This window comes from Patulibacter minatonensis DSM 18081, from assembly GCF_000519325.1.
Taxonomy (GTDB): domain Bacteria; phylum Actinomycetota; class Thermoleophilia; order Solirubrobacterales; family Solirubrobacteraceae; genus Patulibacter; species Patulibacter minatonensis.
In genome coordinates this window covers 3,763,677-3,778,835 of the sequence record NZ_KI912613.1, presented here as the reverse complement: position 1 = coordinate 3,778,835, position 15,159 = coordinate 3,763,677, and the positions used below count along the sequence as shown (strand labels likewise).

Sequence of the window (15,159 nt, the reverse complement as noted above, 5' to 3'; positions counted from 1 at the left end):
CCGCGTCAGCGGCGCGTGGCGTGCTTCCGGCGCGCGGCCGTCGTCCGTCGCACCGGGCCCCGGACGTCGACGCTCCTCGCGGTCGGGACCCCGCCCGCCGCGTCGTCGGTCCGCGAGCGGAGCGTGATCCGCGTGGTCACCGCTCGGGTCGTGGCCCCCGACCGCGCGCCGCGGCGGGCTTTCGCGGTGCCCGCGAGGACCCGGTCCAGCGCGGCGGACCCGAGGCGGACCGTCCCGCGCCCGCCCGCGGCGACCCGGAACGTCGCGCTCGACAGCGTCGCGTCGCCCGTGACGGTGGTCGCCCGCAGGCGCCCCGCGCACGCGACCCGCGCGACGGGCGGGCACGCGACCGGCACCACCACGTCGCCGTCGGGGCGGGCGGCGAGCGCCCGGTCCGGGAGCTGCAGGGCACGGGCCCGCGCCGGCCCGCGGCCCGGCAGCTGCGCGAGCTGCACGCCCGCGACGGCGAGGACGTCCCGCAGGTCGAGGATCGTCCGGAACGCGGCGTCGGGGTCGAGCGCGGGCTCCCCGTCCTCCGGCTCCTCCGGCCGCAGCGGGACGGGGCGCGGGGCCACGACCGCCTTCGTGACGCCCTCCTTCAGCGGGTCCTTGACGCCGCCGGTCATCGTCCCGAAGCGGACGACGACGAGTCCCTGGCTCGGGACGACCCAGACGATCTGCTCGCCGAGGCCGTTCATCTCGTAGCCGTCGGCGGGCGCCCAGCGCGGGGCGCAGCCCGGTGCGTCCGGCCAGAACAGCAGCGAGTAGCAGGCGTTCGTCGGGGAGCTCCGGCCGACCTGGGCCATCCAGTCCTCGTCCAGGAGCTGCCGGCCGCCCCAGCGGCCGTCCTGGAGCAGCAGCTGCCCCAGCCGCGCCCAGTACCGGGTGGGCATCTCGATCCCCATGTACCCGTCGGTCCGGCCCGCACGGTCGCGGTGGATCGCGGCGGCGTCGCCGGGAATCCCCAGCGGGGCCAGGAGCTCGCGCCGGAGGAACGCCTGGTAGTCCTCCCCCGCCGCCCGGCCGACGACCTCGGCGAGCAGCGAGACGGTCACCTGCCCGTACGTGAAGTGGGTCCCCGGCGCATGGTCGAACGGCAGCGTCAACGCGTTCTGGAGATGGTCGTCGAGGATGAAGTTGTAGTCGCGGACCAGGTGCTGGTGCAGGCCGCTGTTCTGCTGCAGGAGCTGCCGGACGGTGATCGCCCCGTGTGGCGCGTCGGCCTCGGGCACGAGCGACCCGACGGTGTCGTCCATCGAGAGCAGCCCGAGCTCTATCGCCCGCGAGACGGCCATCGACACGACCGACTTCGACGCCGACCAGCTCTGGTACCCGCGGTCCGGGCCCTCGGAGTGACTGGACGCCGCGAGACAGCCGTAGCGGTAGACGGCGACCGATCCGCCGGCCTTCGCCGTCGCGGCGTCGATCGCGCGCCGCAGCCCGCCCTCGTCGAGGCCGAGCGCCGCCGGGGACCTGGCGGGCAGCTCCGCCGCGCCGGTCGGCGGGGCGCAGCGCATCCCCGGAGCGGGTGACGCGGCCGGGGCGGCGGACGCGGTGAGCGCGAGGAGCACGGCGGCCGCACCCGTCGTCGCGAGCGTCCGGAGCACCCGTCGTCCGACCATGGCGATGAACGTACCAGTACACCGATCGGGCGCGGGATCGATGGTCCCCCGCCGCCGGATGGCGGAGAATGGGGCGCGCCGCATGCCGACCGACCCGCCGACCGATCGCCTCCCGCCTCCGACCCCGGCCGTCGGGGACTTCCCGCACGGTCGCGTCCCGCGGCAGGTGCGCGAGCAGCAGGTGCTCTCGATCGCCCAGGGGCTGTTCGCGGAGCGTGGGTACCAGGGTGCCTCGATGGACGAGCTCGCCGCCCGCGCCGGGGTCTCCAAGCCGGTCGTCTACGACCTGGTCGGCAGCAAGGAGTCGCTGTACCTGCGGTGCGTCGAGCGCGCCGGACAGGCGCTGGCCCAGGTCGTCGCCACCGCGGCGCTGACGGAGACCGACCCCGAGGAGCGGATGCGGGCGGGCGCCGTCGCGTTCCTGCGCTTCGTGGCCGAGGAGCAGGGCGGCTGGGACCTCCTGCTGACCGCCGGACCCGAGCCGGGCGCCGAGCCGATCCTCGCGATCCGCGCCCAGCAGAGCGCGCTCCTGACCGCCCTCACCCGCGAGACCGTCGAGGGCCTCGGCGTGCGGCTCGACGAGTGGCGGGTCGAGGCCCTGGCCCACGCGCTCAACGGGGCCTTCGAGGGGCTGGCCTACTGGTGGCGGGCCAACCGCGACGTGCCGCCGGACGAGCTCGTCGACTGGATCATCACGCTCTTCTACCCGGGCATCCGGGCGCTCGCGGGCCTGGCCGACCACGGCGACACCTAGGGCGAGCACCGGGGTCAGGTCTGGGGAGTCTCCCGATGCCGACCGGGGCGGGTGCGGGCCACGATGGCCGCATGTCGAGCATCACGACCCGCCCTCCCACCTCCCGACCTCGGACCGCCCGCGGGTCCGCCGTCCGGCGGCACGCCGCCACGACGGCCGCGATCCTGGCCCTGGGGCTCGGCCTCGCCGCCTGCGGCGGGGGCGACGGCCCCGACACCGGGGCGTTCAAGCGGCAGTACGACGCCCAGCGGACGGAGCTGAACGCGATCACCGCGAGGATCGGCGAGGTCCTGACCGGCGCCGACGGCAAGACCGACGAGCAGGTGACCACCGAGATCCGCGACGTGGAGCGCGCGTTCGACGCGGGGCTCACGAAGCTCGAGCGGCTCGACCCGCCGGAGGACGTGCGGAAGGACTTCGACGAGATGACGCGCATCGCGCGGGCCCTCGACGGCGACCTCAAGCGGATCGGCGACGCGGCCGCCGCGCACGACGCGGACGGCGCGAGGGCCGCCACCGAGGAGCTCGCCCGGCGCGCGCCGTCGCTCGAGGCGCCGGCCAAGCGGGTCGCCGAGGGCGTCGGGCTCCCGCCGTCGACCCGCACCACCGGGCGCGCACCGACGACCTCCACGCCCTGACCGGCCCGCGCGGCGGCCTCAGCCCGCGGCCGCGCGGCGCCGCATCGCGACGCCGGTCAGCGTCTCGCGCACGACGCGCTCGGCGACGAGCGCGGTGACGTCGCGCGAGCCGACCCGCTCGGGGAGCACCTCGACGACGTCCATGCCGACGAGGTCGACGCCCGCCGCGACGGTCCGGCAGGCCCAGAGCAGGTCGGCGGACGTCATCCCGCCCGGCTCGGGCGTCCCCGTACCGGGCGCGAACGCGGGATCGAGCACGTCGACGTCGACCGACAGGAACACCGGCCCGCCGCCGAGCCCCCCGACGGCGGCGATCGCGTCCGCGATCACGGCCTTGATCCCGCGGTCGCGGACGTCGTGCATGAACAGCGACGTGATCCCGCGCTCCCGCTGCCAGCCGAACTCCTCCGGCCCGGGCCAGTAGCCGCGCAGGCCGACCTGGACGTAGCGGGCCGGGTCGACGTGCCCGGACTCGACGAGCCGGTACATCGGCGTCCCGTGCGAGACCTCGACGCCGAAGACCTCGCGGCCGGTGTCCGTGTGCGTGTCGAAGTGGATCAGCCCGACCGGACCGTGGACCGCGGCGCAGGCCCGGATGTCGGGCTCGGCGATCGAGTGGTCGCCGCCGAGGATCACCGGCAGCGCGCCGGCGGCGAGCACCTGGCCGACGGTCGCCTCGATCGCGGCGTGCGATCGCGCCGGGTCCGCCGGCAGGACCGGGGCGTCGCCGAAGTCGACGACCTCGAGCTCGGCGAACGCGTCGACGCCGACCTCGAGGTGCGGGCCCGGCGGGCAGCTCGCCGCGCGGATCGCCCGCGGGCCGAAGCGGGCGCCGGGGCGGTCGGAGACGAGGTCGTCGGTCGGCGCGCCGACGATCGCGACGTCGACGCCCCGCAGCTCGGCCGGGTCCTCCGTGTAGGGCATCCCGGAGAAGCTGAGCAGCCCCGCGTAGTCGGGCTTCTCGCCGTACTGGGCCCAGCGGGAGAGGGGGTCGATCATCGGGGCTCCTCGGTGCGTTCGCGGTGCGCGGCCCCGGACGGGACGCCGGTCTCGATGCTCGCAGCCGGTCCGGCCGCCGGCAGGGGGCAGGCTGTCGCTGCCTCGTGCCCCGGGACGGACGGCTCGCCGGGCGCGGGCGACGGCGGCCGCCGATCTCGCCGTCGCGGCGTCGCGGGCGCGGACGACCTGACGCCCACGGCTTGACACTGTCACAGTACGCGGGTCCCTCCGGCCCCGAGGGGTCGGGACGCCCGCACGCCCATGCTCGCCCGCCTCGCAGCCCTCGGTCTCCGCCACCCACGTCGCGTGGTCTGGGGTGCGCTCCTCGTCTTCGTGCTGGCGGCCGCGTTCGGCGGTCCCGCCGCGGGCGTCCTGGAGCGCGACCGCGACTTCGAGGCCCCGGACTCCGAGTCGTGGAACGCCCGGGTCGCGCTGGAGCGCGCGACCGGGACGGCGACCCAGCCCGGCGTCCTGGCGCTCGTCGAGGCACCGCGGGGCTCGGACCGCGTCCACGAGGTGGCGCGGCGCCTGCGGGCCGACCGCGACGTCGCGAGCGTCGTCTCCCCTCCCGCGCACGGCGAGACGCCACTGGCCGGGCGCGACCCGGACGGACGACGATCGAGCCTGGTCCTCGCGACCCTCCGCGCCGACGCGGACCGGATCGCGGCCGTCGAGCGCCTGGAGCACGCGTTCTCCGGGGCGAAGGACGTCGACCTGGGTGGCCCCGACGTCGCGATCGTCCAGGTCAACCGGCAGGCCGCCGAGGACCTCGCGAGCAACGAGCTGCTGGCGTTCCCGCTCCTCGCGATCCTCACGTTCCTCGTCTTCCGTGGCGTGGCGGCGTTCCTGCCGCTGGCGGTCGGCGTGCTGGCGGTGCTGCTGACGTTCGCCCTGCTGCGGATCCTGAACCTCGCCTACGACCTCTCGCCGTTCTGCCTGAACCTCGTGATCGCCGCCGGGCTGGGGCTCGCGATCGACTACAGCCTGTTCCTCGTCTCCCGCTTCCGGGAGGAGCTCGGCGCCGGGCTCGACGTCCCGGACGCCGTGCGCCGGACGATGGCCACCGCCGGCCGGACGGTCGTCTTCAGCGCCCTGACGGTGGCGTCGGCGATCGCCTGCCTCTACGCGTTCCCCGTGCCCTTCCTGCAGTCGATGGCGATCGGCGGGGCGCTGGTCTCCGTCGTCGCCGGTGCCGTGGCGCTGACGCTGCTGCCCGCGCTGTTCGTCCTGCTCGGCGCCCGGTTGGGTCGGGTGCGACCGGGCCCGGTCCGCGAGGGGCGCTGGTACCGGATCGCGCACGCCTCGATGCGCCGGCCGCTGCTCGCGACGCTCGCCACGGCGGCCGTCGTCCTGCTGATCGCCTCGCCGGCGCTGCGGACCGAGTGGGCCGGCGTCGACGCCAGCGTGCTGCCGGAGTCGAAGAGCGCCCGCGTCGTCGACGACCGCATCGCGCAGCGGTTCCCGGCGCTCGACGGCACGGACGCCACGGTCGTCGTCCGCGCCCCGGACGACGCGGGCATCGGGCTGATCCTCTACGCGAACCGGATCCGCGCCCTCCCGCAGGTGGAGCGCGTCGACGCGCCGCGCCGTGTGGGACCGGGGCTGTGGCGCATGGACGCGCACCTGCGGGGGTCGATGATCGCGCCCGCGACCCTCGACACGGTCCGGCAGATCCGTGCGGTGCCGAGCGACCACCCGGTGCAGGTCGGCGGCGGCGCGGCGGCGCTCCAGGACCAGCGCGCCGCGGTCAGCGACCGGCTCCCGATCGCGATCCTGCTCCTGGCGGCGAGCACCCTGATCATCCTCTGGCTCATGACCGGGTCGGTGGTCCTGCCGGTCAAGGCGCTGATCATGAACCTCCTGACGACCGCCGCCGCGACGGGCGCGCTGGTCTGGGTGTTCCAGGACGGGCGGTCCACCGGCCTGCTCGACTACCGCAGCCAGGGCGGGATCGAGCAGACCGACTTCCTCGTGATGGTCGCCGTCGTCTTCGGGCTCTCGACCGACTACGGGGTCTTCCTGCTGACCCGCATCAAGGAGGCGCGGGACGCGCACCCGGAGCTCGGGGACAAGGAGGCGGTCGCCGTCGGCATCCAGCGCACCGGCGGCATCGTCACCGCGGCGGCGATCCTGCTCGCCGTCGCCCTCGGGGCGTTCCTGCTCTCGAGCGTCGTCTTCCTCCAGGAGCTCGGCGGCGGCGCGGCGTTCGCGGTGCTCCTCGACGCCCTGATCATCCGCACGTTCCTCGTCCCGTCGCTGATGGCGCTCCTGGGCGCCCGCAACTGGTGGTCCCCCGCCCCGCTGCGCCGGCTGCACGCGCGGATCGGGATCTCGGAGGGCGGGCCGGCGCCGGGGCGGGGCGGCTGAGCGGGGCGCGTGGGGAGGCGGCGCGCGTCGGGGCGCGGGGCGCGGGGCGCGTCGGGGCGCAGAGCGCGTCGGGGCGCGGGGCCGAAACGTGGCACTTCTGCGTTGTCGTCGCACAGCGACGCGAACGCAGGATCGGGATGGAGGTCCCACGCCGACCACGCCGCACCCGCCCACCACTTCTACGCTGTCGTCGCTGAGCGACGCGAACGCAGAATCGGGATGGAGGTTCCACGCCGACCAAGCTGCGCCCGACCGCCACTTCTACGTTGTCTTCGCACAGCGACGTGAACGCAGGATCGAGATCCCGCCCAGTCGGCCGGGTCTCCATTGGACCCAGCCGGTCGGCCCTCCGCCGGCCCCGGCCTCACCGGCCCACCCGAGGGCCGGGCCCAGCCGCCCCCGGCCTTCGAGGGACCGACCCGGCCCGCCCGCGGTTCGCGGGCCGTGCGCTACGGGCCGTGCGCCGCAGGCCGTGCGTCGCGGGCCGCGGACCTCAGCCCGCCGGCGGCGCGATCGTCGACCGCAGGCCCAGGTCGCCGAGCTGCTTCGTGTCGACCGGGGCCGGGGCGCCGGTCAGCGGGTCGCCGCCCGAGGAGGTCTTCGGGAACGCGATGACGTCGCGCAGCGAGTCGCGGCCGGCGCAGAGGGCGGCGAGGCGGTCGACGCCGAACGCGATGCCGCCGTGCGGCGGGGCGCCGGCCTTCAGCGCCTCGAGCAGGAAGCCGAACTGCTGGTCGGCCTCCTCCGTCGAGAAGCCCAGGAGGTCGAGGACCGCGCGCTGCTGCTCGGGGCGGTTGATGCGGATCGAGCCGCCGCCGACCTCCCAGCCGTTGACCACGAGGTCGTAGGCGCGGGAGTGCAGGTCGCCCGGCGTCCGCTCGTCGTCGTTGAACGCACCGCCCGGGGCGAGGTCCTCGGCCGAGACCGGGGCACCACCGGGCGCGCAGGGCTGCGTGAACGGGTGGTGGACCGCGTCCCAGCGGCCGCCGCCGAGGTTCGTGCCGTCGTTCGCGGTCCCCTCGAACATCGGGAAGTCGACGATCCAGAGGACGTCGTTGCGATCCTCGCGCAGGTCGAAGCGGTCGGCGAGCTCCAGGCGCAGGACGCCGAGGACGTTCGCGGCGACGGGGGCCTTGTCGGCGACGATCAGCAGCAGGTCGCCGGGCGAGGCGTCGAGCGTCGACTTGATCGCCTCGATCTCCTCGGGCGTCAGGAACTTCGCGATCGGCGAGCGCCACGAGCCGTCGGGCTCGACGAAGCCCCAGACGAGGCCGCCGGCGCCGGCCTTCTTCGCGATGTCGGTGAGCTCGTCGAGCTGCTTGCGCGGGACCGTCAGGCCGCCCGCGTTGATGCCGCGGACGACGCCGCCCGAGGCGAGCGTGCCGGCGAAGACCTTGAACTCCGTGGTCGCCAGGGCGCCGGAGAGCTCCTGGATCTCGAGGCCGAAGCGCCGGTCGGGACGGTCGTTGCCGTAGCGCAGGACGGCCTCGTCGTAGGCCATCCGCTCCCAGGCGGGCTGCGGCAGGTCGAGGCCGCCGGCGACGAACGCGCGGGACATCACGCGCTCGAAGATCCCGATCACGTCGTCCTCGTCGACGAACGAGAGCTCGGCGTCCAGCTGCGTGAACTCGGGCTGGCGGTCGGCGCGGAGGTCCTCGTCGCGGAAGCAGCGGACCACCTGGTAGTAGCGGTCGAAGCCGGCGATCATGAACAGCTGCTTGAAGAGCTGCGGCGACTGCGGCAGCGCGTAGAACGAGCCGGCCTGCAGGCGCGACGGCACGAGGAAGTCGCGCGCGCCCTCGGGGGTCGAGCGGGTGAGGTACGGGGTCTCGATGTCGAGGAAGCCCTCGTCCTCCATCGCGTCGCGGATCGCCCGGACGATGCGGGAGCGCAGGAGCAGCGCGTCGCGCGTCTGCTCGCGGCGCAGGTCGATCACGCGGTGCTGCAGGCGCAGCAGCTCGTCGACCGGGCCGTCCTCGTCGACCGGGAACGGCGGCGTCTCGGCCTCGGCGAGGACGTCGAGGGCGTCGACCCGCAGCTCGACCGCGCCGGTCGGCATCTTCGGGTTGACGTGCTCGGCGCCACGGCCGCGGAGCTCGCCCGCGACCGAGATGACGTGCTCGGGACGCAGCCGCTCGGCGGCGGCGAAGATCTCCGGGCCGCTGGTGTCCGGGTCGAAGACGACCTGCAGCAGGCCGGAGCGGTCGCGCAGGTCGACGAAGATCAGGCCACCGTGGTCGCGGCGGCGGTGGACCCAGCCGGCGACCCGCGGCGACTGTCCGACGGCCTCGTCGGTGAGGAGCCCGGCCCACGTGGAGCGGTAGCGGTTGGCGTGCACCGGGGCGGCCCCGACGGTGTCGCGGACCAGGGCTGCGATGCGCTCGTTCTTCGTGCCGGAGGGGTGGTCGGTCGACGTGGAGGGCTCCGGGGAAGGCATGGCGGTGAACGGTACCGGCGACGGGCCGGTGCCGACCTCCAGGTGGGCCGGGGCGGTGGGTTCGAGCCGCGTGCCCTCCCCCGGACCTCCGGTCCGCTCAGACCCGCGCGGCCGCCAGGGCATCGGCGACGGTCATGCCCGTCGCCCGACCGCCGGGAGACCGGTCGATCCTGATGCCCTCGTCGTCCACGACGACGACCGTCCGCGCGCCGGACTTCTCCGCGCGACGGATCTGGCCCTTCAGGCCGCGACCCGGCGCCTGGTCCAGACGTACGGCGAGGCCCTCGCGAGCGGCGGCGTCGGCCAGGTCGAACGCGGTCCGGCGGTGGCCGTCGGTCCAGGCGACGTAGAGGTCGGCGGCCGCGAGGCCCTCCGGGTCCGCGTCGTGGCCGGGCTCCGGGTGGTCCGGGTCGCCGGTCGCCTGCGCCAGCAGGATCCGCTCGATGCCCGCACCCCAGCCGAAGCCGGGGGTCGCGGGGCCGCCGATGAGCTCGGCGAGGCCGTCGTAGCGCCCGCCTCCGCCGACACCGGACTGGGCGCCCAGGGCGTCGGAGGTGAACTCGAACAGCGTGCGCGAGTAGTAGTCCAGGCCGCGGACGAGGGTCGGGTCGACCTCGTACTCGACGCCGGCGCCGTCGAGCAGCGCGCGGACCTCGTGGAAGTGCTCGGTGTCCTCGGCGGGCAGGTGGTCGAGGAGCAGCGGTGCGCCGGCCATGACCTCCTTCGTGCCGGGGTGGTCGCTGTCGAAGGCCCGCAGCGGGTTCAGGTCGATCCGCTCGCGGACCTCGTCCGACAGGCGGTCCTCGTGCTCGCGGAGGTAGGCGACGAGCGTCTCGCGGTAGCCCTCGCGGCCGGCGGGCGTGCCGAGCGATCCGAGCCGCAGGCGCAGGCCCGGGACGCCGAGGTCGCGGAGGATGCGGTGCAGCAGGACGATGCCCTCGGCGTCGACCGACGGGTCGTCGGAGCCGAGCGACTCGATGCCCAGCTGCCAGAACTGGCGCTGGCGGCCCTTCTGGGCGCGCTCGTACCGGAAGAAGGGACCCCAGTACCAGAGCTTCACCGGCTGCGGCAGCTTGTGCATGCCGTGCTCGAGGTACGCGCGGACGACACCGGCGGTGCCCTCGGGGCGAAGCGTCAGCGAGCGGTCGCCGCGGTCCTCGAAGGTGTACATCTCCTTCTGGACCACGTCGGTCGAGCCGCCGACGCCGCGGGCGAAGAGGTCGGTGTCCTCGAAGATCGGCGTCTCGATCCGCCGGTAGCCGGCGCCCTCGAGCACGAGCGTCGCGACGTCCTCGATCCGACGACGCCGCGCGGTCTCCTCGGGCAGGACGTCGTGGGTGCCGCGCGGGGCGGTGAGCTTCCTGGCGCCGGCCATCAGGCGGGGTGGGCGGGGCCGTTGTCCAGCATGTCCAGGATGAACGGGTTGGTCCGCCGCTCCTGGCCGAGCGTCGTCGGGCCCATGTGCCCCGGGCAGACGGTGATCGCGTCGTCGAAGCGGTCCAGCAGCGTCGCGATCGAGCGCATCAGCGTCGGGTGGTCGGCGCCGGGCAGGTCGGTGCGGCCGATCGAGCCCTGGAAGAGGACGTCGCCCGAGAACAGGACGCCCTCGTCCGGCAGCGCGTAGGTGACGTGGTCGGGGCTGTGGCCCGGTGTGGAGACGACCTGGAAGTCGAACCCGGCGAGCGACACGACGTCGCCGCCCTTGACGGGGTGCTCGGCGTCGTAGCCGCGGAACGGGCCGAAGCCCTCCCAGCGCATGACGGCGTTGGGGTCGTGCAGCGTCTCGAGCTCGCCCTCGGGGCACCAGACCTCCGCACCCGTGGCGTCATGGAGGTCCGCGACCGCGCCGATGTGGTCGAAGTGCGTGTGCGTGATGAGGATCCCGACGAGCGTCAGGCCGTGCTCCTCGATCGCGGCGAGGAGCTTCGGGGCGTCGTCACCGGGGTCGACGATCACGGCCTCCGACGCGTCCTTATGGCTGACCAGGAAGCAGTTCTCCTGGATCATCCCGACGGTGTACATGCGGACGTCCATGGTGGGTCCTTCCGTTCCGGTCTCGTTGCCGCCCGAGCGCGCGGGGATCAGCGCTTGCGCTTGGCGGTGGCCTGGCCGTTGATCTGCGCCATGCGGCGGCGGAACATCCAGCCGTCGAAGTAGTAGCCGAAGGGCGTGTAGACGCCGAGGAGCAGCACGGTCGTGATCAGCACGCCCGCCGGCTGGCCCTTCAGCACGACGAGCATCACGACCGCGAAGATGCCCGCGGCGAACAGCGCGCGGATGAACGCCGAGCGCCACGTCGGCGGCCGCAGGCGTGGATCCGTCTTCGCCCCCTTGCCCCCGGCGGACTGGCTGCGACCGCCGGAGCGCGCATGCGTGACGCCGCGGCTCTCGATCATCCCGGCGGCGTTGCCGCGGTGCTTGGTCTTGCGCTTGGTCTGCCGGGCCATCTGGACGGCCCAGCGTACCGTCCCCCGCCCCCTCCCGCGCGGCCCTCCGTCCGCCCGGCGGCCCGGTGCGACGGGTGCCGGAGGTCGACCGGCCGCGGCGCCGGCGTCCCGCGGCGGCGCGTACGACGTCCGACGACGGGGAGGACGGGCCCACGGGTCGCCTGGCGTATCGTCGGGTCGATGTCGCGATCGCGCCTGGGCCTCGTCCTCACCGGGGGGACGATCGGTTCGACCAACCCCGGCGACGCCGACGTGGTGAAGCTCGTCCGTGGTCCGAACGCCGGCGGCATGCCGGGCTGGCTCGGCGGTCCGCTCGCCGCGTTCGGCGCGCACCAGCTGTCGATCGAGCGGCCCGTCGAGCTGCACTCCGAGGAGGCACGGCCGGCGGACTGGGAGGCGATCGCGACCTCGTGCCGGAAGCTCGCGTCCCGCGGCGTCGACGCGATCTGCATCCTCCACGGCTCCGACACGATGGCCTACGCCGCCGCGGCCCTGTCGTTCGCGCTGGCGGACCTCGACATGCCGATCGTGCTGACCGGCAGCAACCTGCCGCCCGACGCGCCCGAGAGCGACGCCCGGAACAACGTCCGCAACGCGCTCAGCGCCCTGCGGATGCTCCCGGCGGGCGTCTACATCGTGTTCGGCGGCGACGCGGACGGGGACGCCCTCGTCCACCTCGGCACACGGGTGCGGAAGGAGCGGGCCTCGGGCCGCGCGTTCGTGTCGCCCAACGGCGGCGCGGTCGCCGTGGTCGAGCGCGGCCGGCTGCGACGCCTGGTGCCGTGGCCGCTCCCCCAGCCGCTCGGGCCGCGGCCCACCGCGGTGTCGGGGGCCAACGGCACGGCCCCCGCCGTCCGATCCGGCGCCGCGATGGGGTTCACGTCGCACCCCGCCGTCGCGCGGTTCGACCCGCGCGTGCTCGAGCTGCGGGTCCACCCCGGGCTGCCCGTCGCCGCGCTCGAGGCCGCGGTGGACGCCGGCGGGCTGCGCGGCCTCGTGGTCGAGCTGTACCCGTGCGCGACCGGCCCGACGGGCACGGACGACTCGTCGCTCTCGCGCCTGGCGGAGCACGTGACCGCCCGCGGGGGCGTCGTCGTCGGCACCGTCGCCGCCGCACCGGACACGGCCGGGTCGTACTACCCGTCGCTGCCGACGCTGACGGCGTCGGGCATCGGGTTCCTCCCCGGCGTCCTGACGTCGACCGCGACGGTGAAGCTCATGTGGGCGCTGGAGGTCACCGGCGGTGATCCCGCCCGGACGCGCGCGCTGATGCGGCGGACGGTCGCGGGCGAGGTCGCCCTCGTCGGTCGGCCGGCGCCGCGCCGTGGTGCGCTGAACCGCACCTGACGGCCCGACCGGCCCACGGCTGCGTGTCCGGCGTCACGGTCCGGGGTAGGCGGGGATCGTCCCCGCGAAGGAAGGCCCCATGCCGGAATCCCTGGAAGCCGCAGCACCGCTCGACGAGCCCCGTACGCCGGAGGAGCGCTCCTCCCGTCGCAACCTGTTGCGGGGCCTCGGCCTCGGCAGCGCCGGGGCCCTCGCGGTGGTGCTGTCCGCCTGCGGGGGCGACGACGACAACGCGTCGTCCGACCCGCCCGTCACGTCGCAGTCCCCCGACGAGGTCGCCCAGAAGGCGGCGACGAAGAAGGATCTCCGCATCCCGGGCACGGGCGACCTCCAGATCGTCAACTACGCGCTGACCCTGGAGTACCTGGAGGCGGACTTCTACGCCCAGGTGATCGACTCGGGCGTGGTCAAGGACAAGAAGCTCGGCGAGATGGTGAAGCTCTTCGGCGAGCAGGAGCAGACGCACGTCGAGGCGCTCGAGAAGACCGCCAAGCAGCTCGGCAAGTCCGCGGGCAAGCCGAGGACGAACTTCGAGAGCGTCCTCGCGGCCGGGCCGGCGAAGGTCCTCGAGACCGCCGCCGTCGTCGAGAACCTCGGGGCTGCCGCGTACCTCGGTCAGGCCGGTCGGATCAAGGACCCGGACCTCCTCGCCGCCGCGCTCTCGATCCACACCGTCGAGGCCCGGCACGCCGCCGCGCTGAACCTGGCCGCCGGACAGCCGCTGGTCGCGAAGGGTGGGCTCAGCGGATCGCTGCCGGACGGCCCGTTCGCCACGCCCCTGGACATGAAGGCCGTGCTGAAGCGCGTCCAGCCGTTCCTCGCCTAGGCCCGACCGGAGACTCCCCATGAACCACTTCATCACCACCGACGAGCCGTCCCGCGAGCTGGCCGGCATCGAGGTCGAGGGCACGACCCGCAGCGCGTTCCTGCTGCGGACGGCCCTCGTGACCGGCGGCATCTACGGCGCCTCCGCCGTCTCGCCCGCCGTCCGCAACGCGTTCGCGCAGAGCAAGGACCCCGAGAGCAACCAGGACCAGGACATCATCGTCCTGAACTTCGCGCTCGTCCTCGAGTACCTGGAGGCGACGTTCTACGAGCGCGCGCTGAAGCAGGTCAGCGGCCTGAGCAGCGACACGAAGAAGCTCGTCGAGCAGATCCAGGAGGACGAGGAGGCCCACGTGAAGGCGCTGACGGCCGCGGTCGAGCAGCTCGGCGGGGACAAGGCCGCCCGCCCCAAGTTCAACTTCGACTCGGCGCTGACGGACGAGAAGACGTTCCTGAAGACGGCCAACACGCTCGAGGACACCGGGGTCAGCGCCTACAACGGCGCCGCCCCGATGATCAAGACGAAGAAGATCCTGGGGGCGGCCGGCTCGATCGTCCAGGTCGAGGCCCGGCACGCGGCGCTCGTCCGGCTCGAGCGCGACAAGCCGCCGGCGCCGCAGGCGTTCGACGTCGCGTCGAAGCAGGCCGACGTCCTCGTGGCCGTCAAGCCCTTCATCGTCCAGGGCTGAGGGCCGCGGCGCGCCGGGGCCCGACGCGGCCCCGGCGCGGACCGACCTCTCCCGATCCGACGCGCTAGCCGACCGCCAGGACCTCCTCGATCGTCCGGCGGTGCCGGACGACGAGGTGGTCGGGGAAGCCGTCGAACGCCGCGGCGGGCGGGAGCCCGACGACCTCGCAGGCGGCCACGGGCGCGTGCCGCGCGATCACGCGGACCAGCTCGGCGAGCGGCACCCGACGGTGGTCCTCGACGTTGCACGAGACCTGCGCCACGGTCGCGCCACCCGCCGCGAGACCCTCGGCGTGCTCGAGTCCGAGCCCGATCGCGCGGACGCCGGGCAGGCCGTCCGCGCCGCCCTCGCGGACCGCGGCGGCGATCGCCCGGGCGTGCTCGACGGTCGCCGGCGCCGCGAGCTCGACGTTGAACGCCAGGAGCGGCGGGCGCGCGGCGACCAGCACGGCGCCGGCCGTCGGGTGGGGCGCGGCGGGCCCGAAGTCCGGGCGGAGTCCGTCCGTCGCCATCCGCTCGGCGAGCGCCGCGACCCCGCCCCGCCGCAGCTCGGCGCGGGTGCGGCCGTCGCCCAGGTCGCCGTAGAGGAAGACGGGGAGCCCGAGGCGCCCGAGGGCGTCGCCGAGTGCGAGCGCCTCGAGGATCGCGGCGCCCCGCCGCGCCTCGTCGAGGAAGACGACCGGGCAGACGTCGAGGGCCCCGACGTGCGGGTGGAGCCCCCGGGGGGTCCGCAGGTCGACGTTGGCGATCGCTGCCTCCGCGCCGGCCACGAGCGCGTCGCACAGGCCGCCGGCGACCCCCGCGACCGTGTGGACGGTCCGGTGGTGGTCGGGGTCGCTGTGGACGTCGAGGACGCGGGCGCCGGAGAAGATCCCGTACGCCCGCCCGACGGCCTCGATCGCCGACCGGTCGCGTCCCTCGCTGACGTTCGGCACGGCGACGAGGAGCCGCGGGTCGGCGGCGTCGGTGGGGAGCGTCGGGACGGGCGGGGCGGGCATCCCGGCGGACGCTAGCCGACGGCCCGACCGCGGCGAC

The 15,159-nt window shown here is 74.9% G+C and carries 13 protein-coding genes; 6 read left to right on the top strand and 7 right to left on the bottom strand.

The annotated features are described in order from the left end of the window. Positions 1 to 5: 5 nt before the first annotated feature. Positions 6 to 1,622 (bottom strand): serine hydrolase domain-containing protein, encoded by a 1,617-nt coding sequence (locus PATMI_RS34945; RefSeq protein WP_051471957.1) that lies wholly within the window; start codon positions 1,620 to 1,622, stop codon positions 6 to 8. Positions 1,623 to 1,704: 82 nt separating this feature from the next. On the opposite strand from PATMI_RS34945, the gene PATMI_RS34940 reads away from it, so the two are divergent. Both PATMI_RS34940 and PATMI_RS0117580 read left to right on the top strand, forming a co-directional pair. Continuing rightward, the gene (locus tag PATMI_RS34940; protein WP_051471955.1) at positions 1,705 to 2,376 is read left to right on the top strand and encodes a TetR/AcrR family transcriptional regulator; all 672 of its coding nucleotides are present in this window, start codon (positions 1,705 to 1,707) and stop codon (positions 2,374 to 2,376) included. A 71-nt stretch (positions 2,377 to 2,447) separates the two neighbouring features. Continuing rightward, complete coding sequence (locus PATMI_RS0117580; protein ID WP_026911820.1) at positions 2,448 to 3,014, top strand: hypothetical protein; 567 nt, start codon at positions 2,448 to 2,450, stop codon at positions 3,012 to 3,014. A gap of 18 nt (positions 3,015 to 3,032) precedes the next feature. Here the strand turns inward: PATMI_RS0117580 and speB are convergent, their stop codons facing one another. After that, the gene (gene speB, locus PATMI_RS0117575; protein ID WP_026911819.1) at positions 3,033 to 4,013 is read right to left on the bottom strand and encodes an agmatinase; all 981 of its coding nucleotides are present in this window, start codon (positions 4,011 to 4,013) and stop codon (positions 3,033 to 3,035) included. Positions 4,014 to 4,274: 261 nt separating this feature from the next. Between speB and PATMI_RS31225 the strand changes: the two genes are divergently transcribed. Next, positions 4,275 to 6,380 (top strand): MMPL family transporter, encoded by a 2,106-nt coding sequence (locus tag PATMI_RS31225; RefSeq protein WP_036726059.1) that lies wholly within the window; start codon positions 4,275 to 4,277, stop codon positions 6,378 to 6,380. A 493-nt stretch (positions 6,381 to 6,873) separates the two neighbouring features. Here PATMI_RS31225 and aspS read toward each other — a convergent pair whose 3' ends face one another. The 4 genes from aspS to PATMI_RS36850 form a co-directional block, all read right to left on the bottom strand. Next, positions 6,874 to 8,817: an aspartate--tRNA ligase gene (gene aspS, locus PATMI_RS0117565; protein WP_084270374.1), complete on the bottom strand. Its 1,944-nt coding sequence runs from the start codon at positions 8,815 to 8,817 to the stop codon at positions 6,874 to 6,876. A gap of 97 nt (positions 8,818 to 8,914) precedes the next feature. Continuing rightward, positions 8,915 to 10,192: a histidine--tRNA ligase gene (gene hisS / locus PATMI_RS31220; protein ID WP_051471954.1), complete on the bottom strand. Its 1,278-nt coding sequence runs from the start codon at positions 10,190 to 10,192 to the stop codon at positions 8,915 to 8,917. Next, the gene (locus PATMI_RS0117555; protein WP_026911817.1) at positions 10,192 to 10,851 is read right to left on the bottom strand and encodes an MBL fold metallo-hydrolase; all 660 of its coding nucleotides are present in this window, start codon (positions 10,849 to 10,851) and stop codon (positions 10,192 to 10,194) included. The genes hisS and PATMI_RS0117555 overlap by 1 nt, the downstream gene beginning before the upstream one ends. 47 nt (positions 10,852 to 10,898) lie before the next feature. Continuing rightward, positions 10,899 to 11,264, bottom strand: a complete 366-nt coding sequence (locus tag PATMI_RS36850) for a hypothetical protein (protein ID WP_026911816.1) — start codon at positions 11,262 to 11,264, stop codon at positions 10,899 to 10,901. Positions 11,265 to 11,444: 180 nt separating this feature from the next. Between PATMI_RS36850 and PATMI_RS0117545 the strand changes: the two genes are divergently transcribed. From PATMI_RS0117545 to PATMI_RS31210, 3 genes are all read left to right on the top strand, one after another. Next, a complete protein-coding gene (locus PATMI_RS0117545; protein ID WP_026911815.1) occupies positions 11,445 to 12,611 on the top strand; it encodes an asparaginase in 1,167 nt (388 codons plus the stop codon). A 79-nt stretch (positions 12,612 to 12,690) separates the two neighbouring features. Further along, positions 12,691 to 13,437 (top strand): ferritin-like domain-containing protein, encoded by a 747-nt coding sequence (locus tag PATMI_RS31215; RefSeq protein ID WP_084270038.1) that lies wholly within the window; start codon positions 12,691 to 12,693, stop codon positions 13,435 to 13,437. 19 nt (positions 13,438 to 13,456) lie between these two features. Next, positions 13,457 to 14,125 carry a ferritin-like domain-containing protein gene (locus PATMI_RS31210; protein WP_051471950.1) on the top strand — a complete coding sequence of 223 codons (669 nt, stop codon included), beginning with the start codon at positions 13,457 to 13,459 and terminating at the stop codon, positions 14,123 to 14,125. 64 nt (positions 14,126 to 14,189) lie between these two features. On the opposite strand, the gene PATMI_RS31205 is transcribed toward PATMI_RS31210, so the two are convergent. Continuing rightward, on the bottom strand, positions 14,190 to 15,122 hold the full coding sequence (locus PATMI_RS31205) for a hypothetical protein (protein WP_051471948.1): 933 nt from the start codon (positions 15,120 to 15,122) through the stop codon (positions 14,190 to 14,192). Between the last annotated feature and the right edge of the window lie 37 nt (positions 15,123 to 15,159).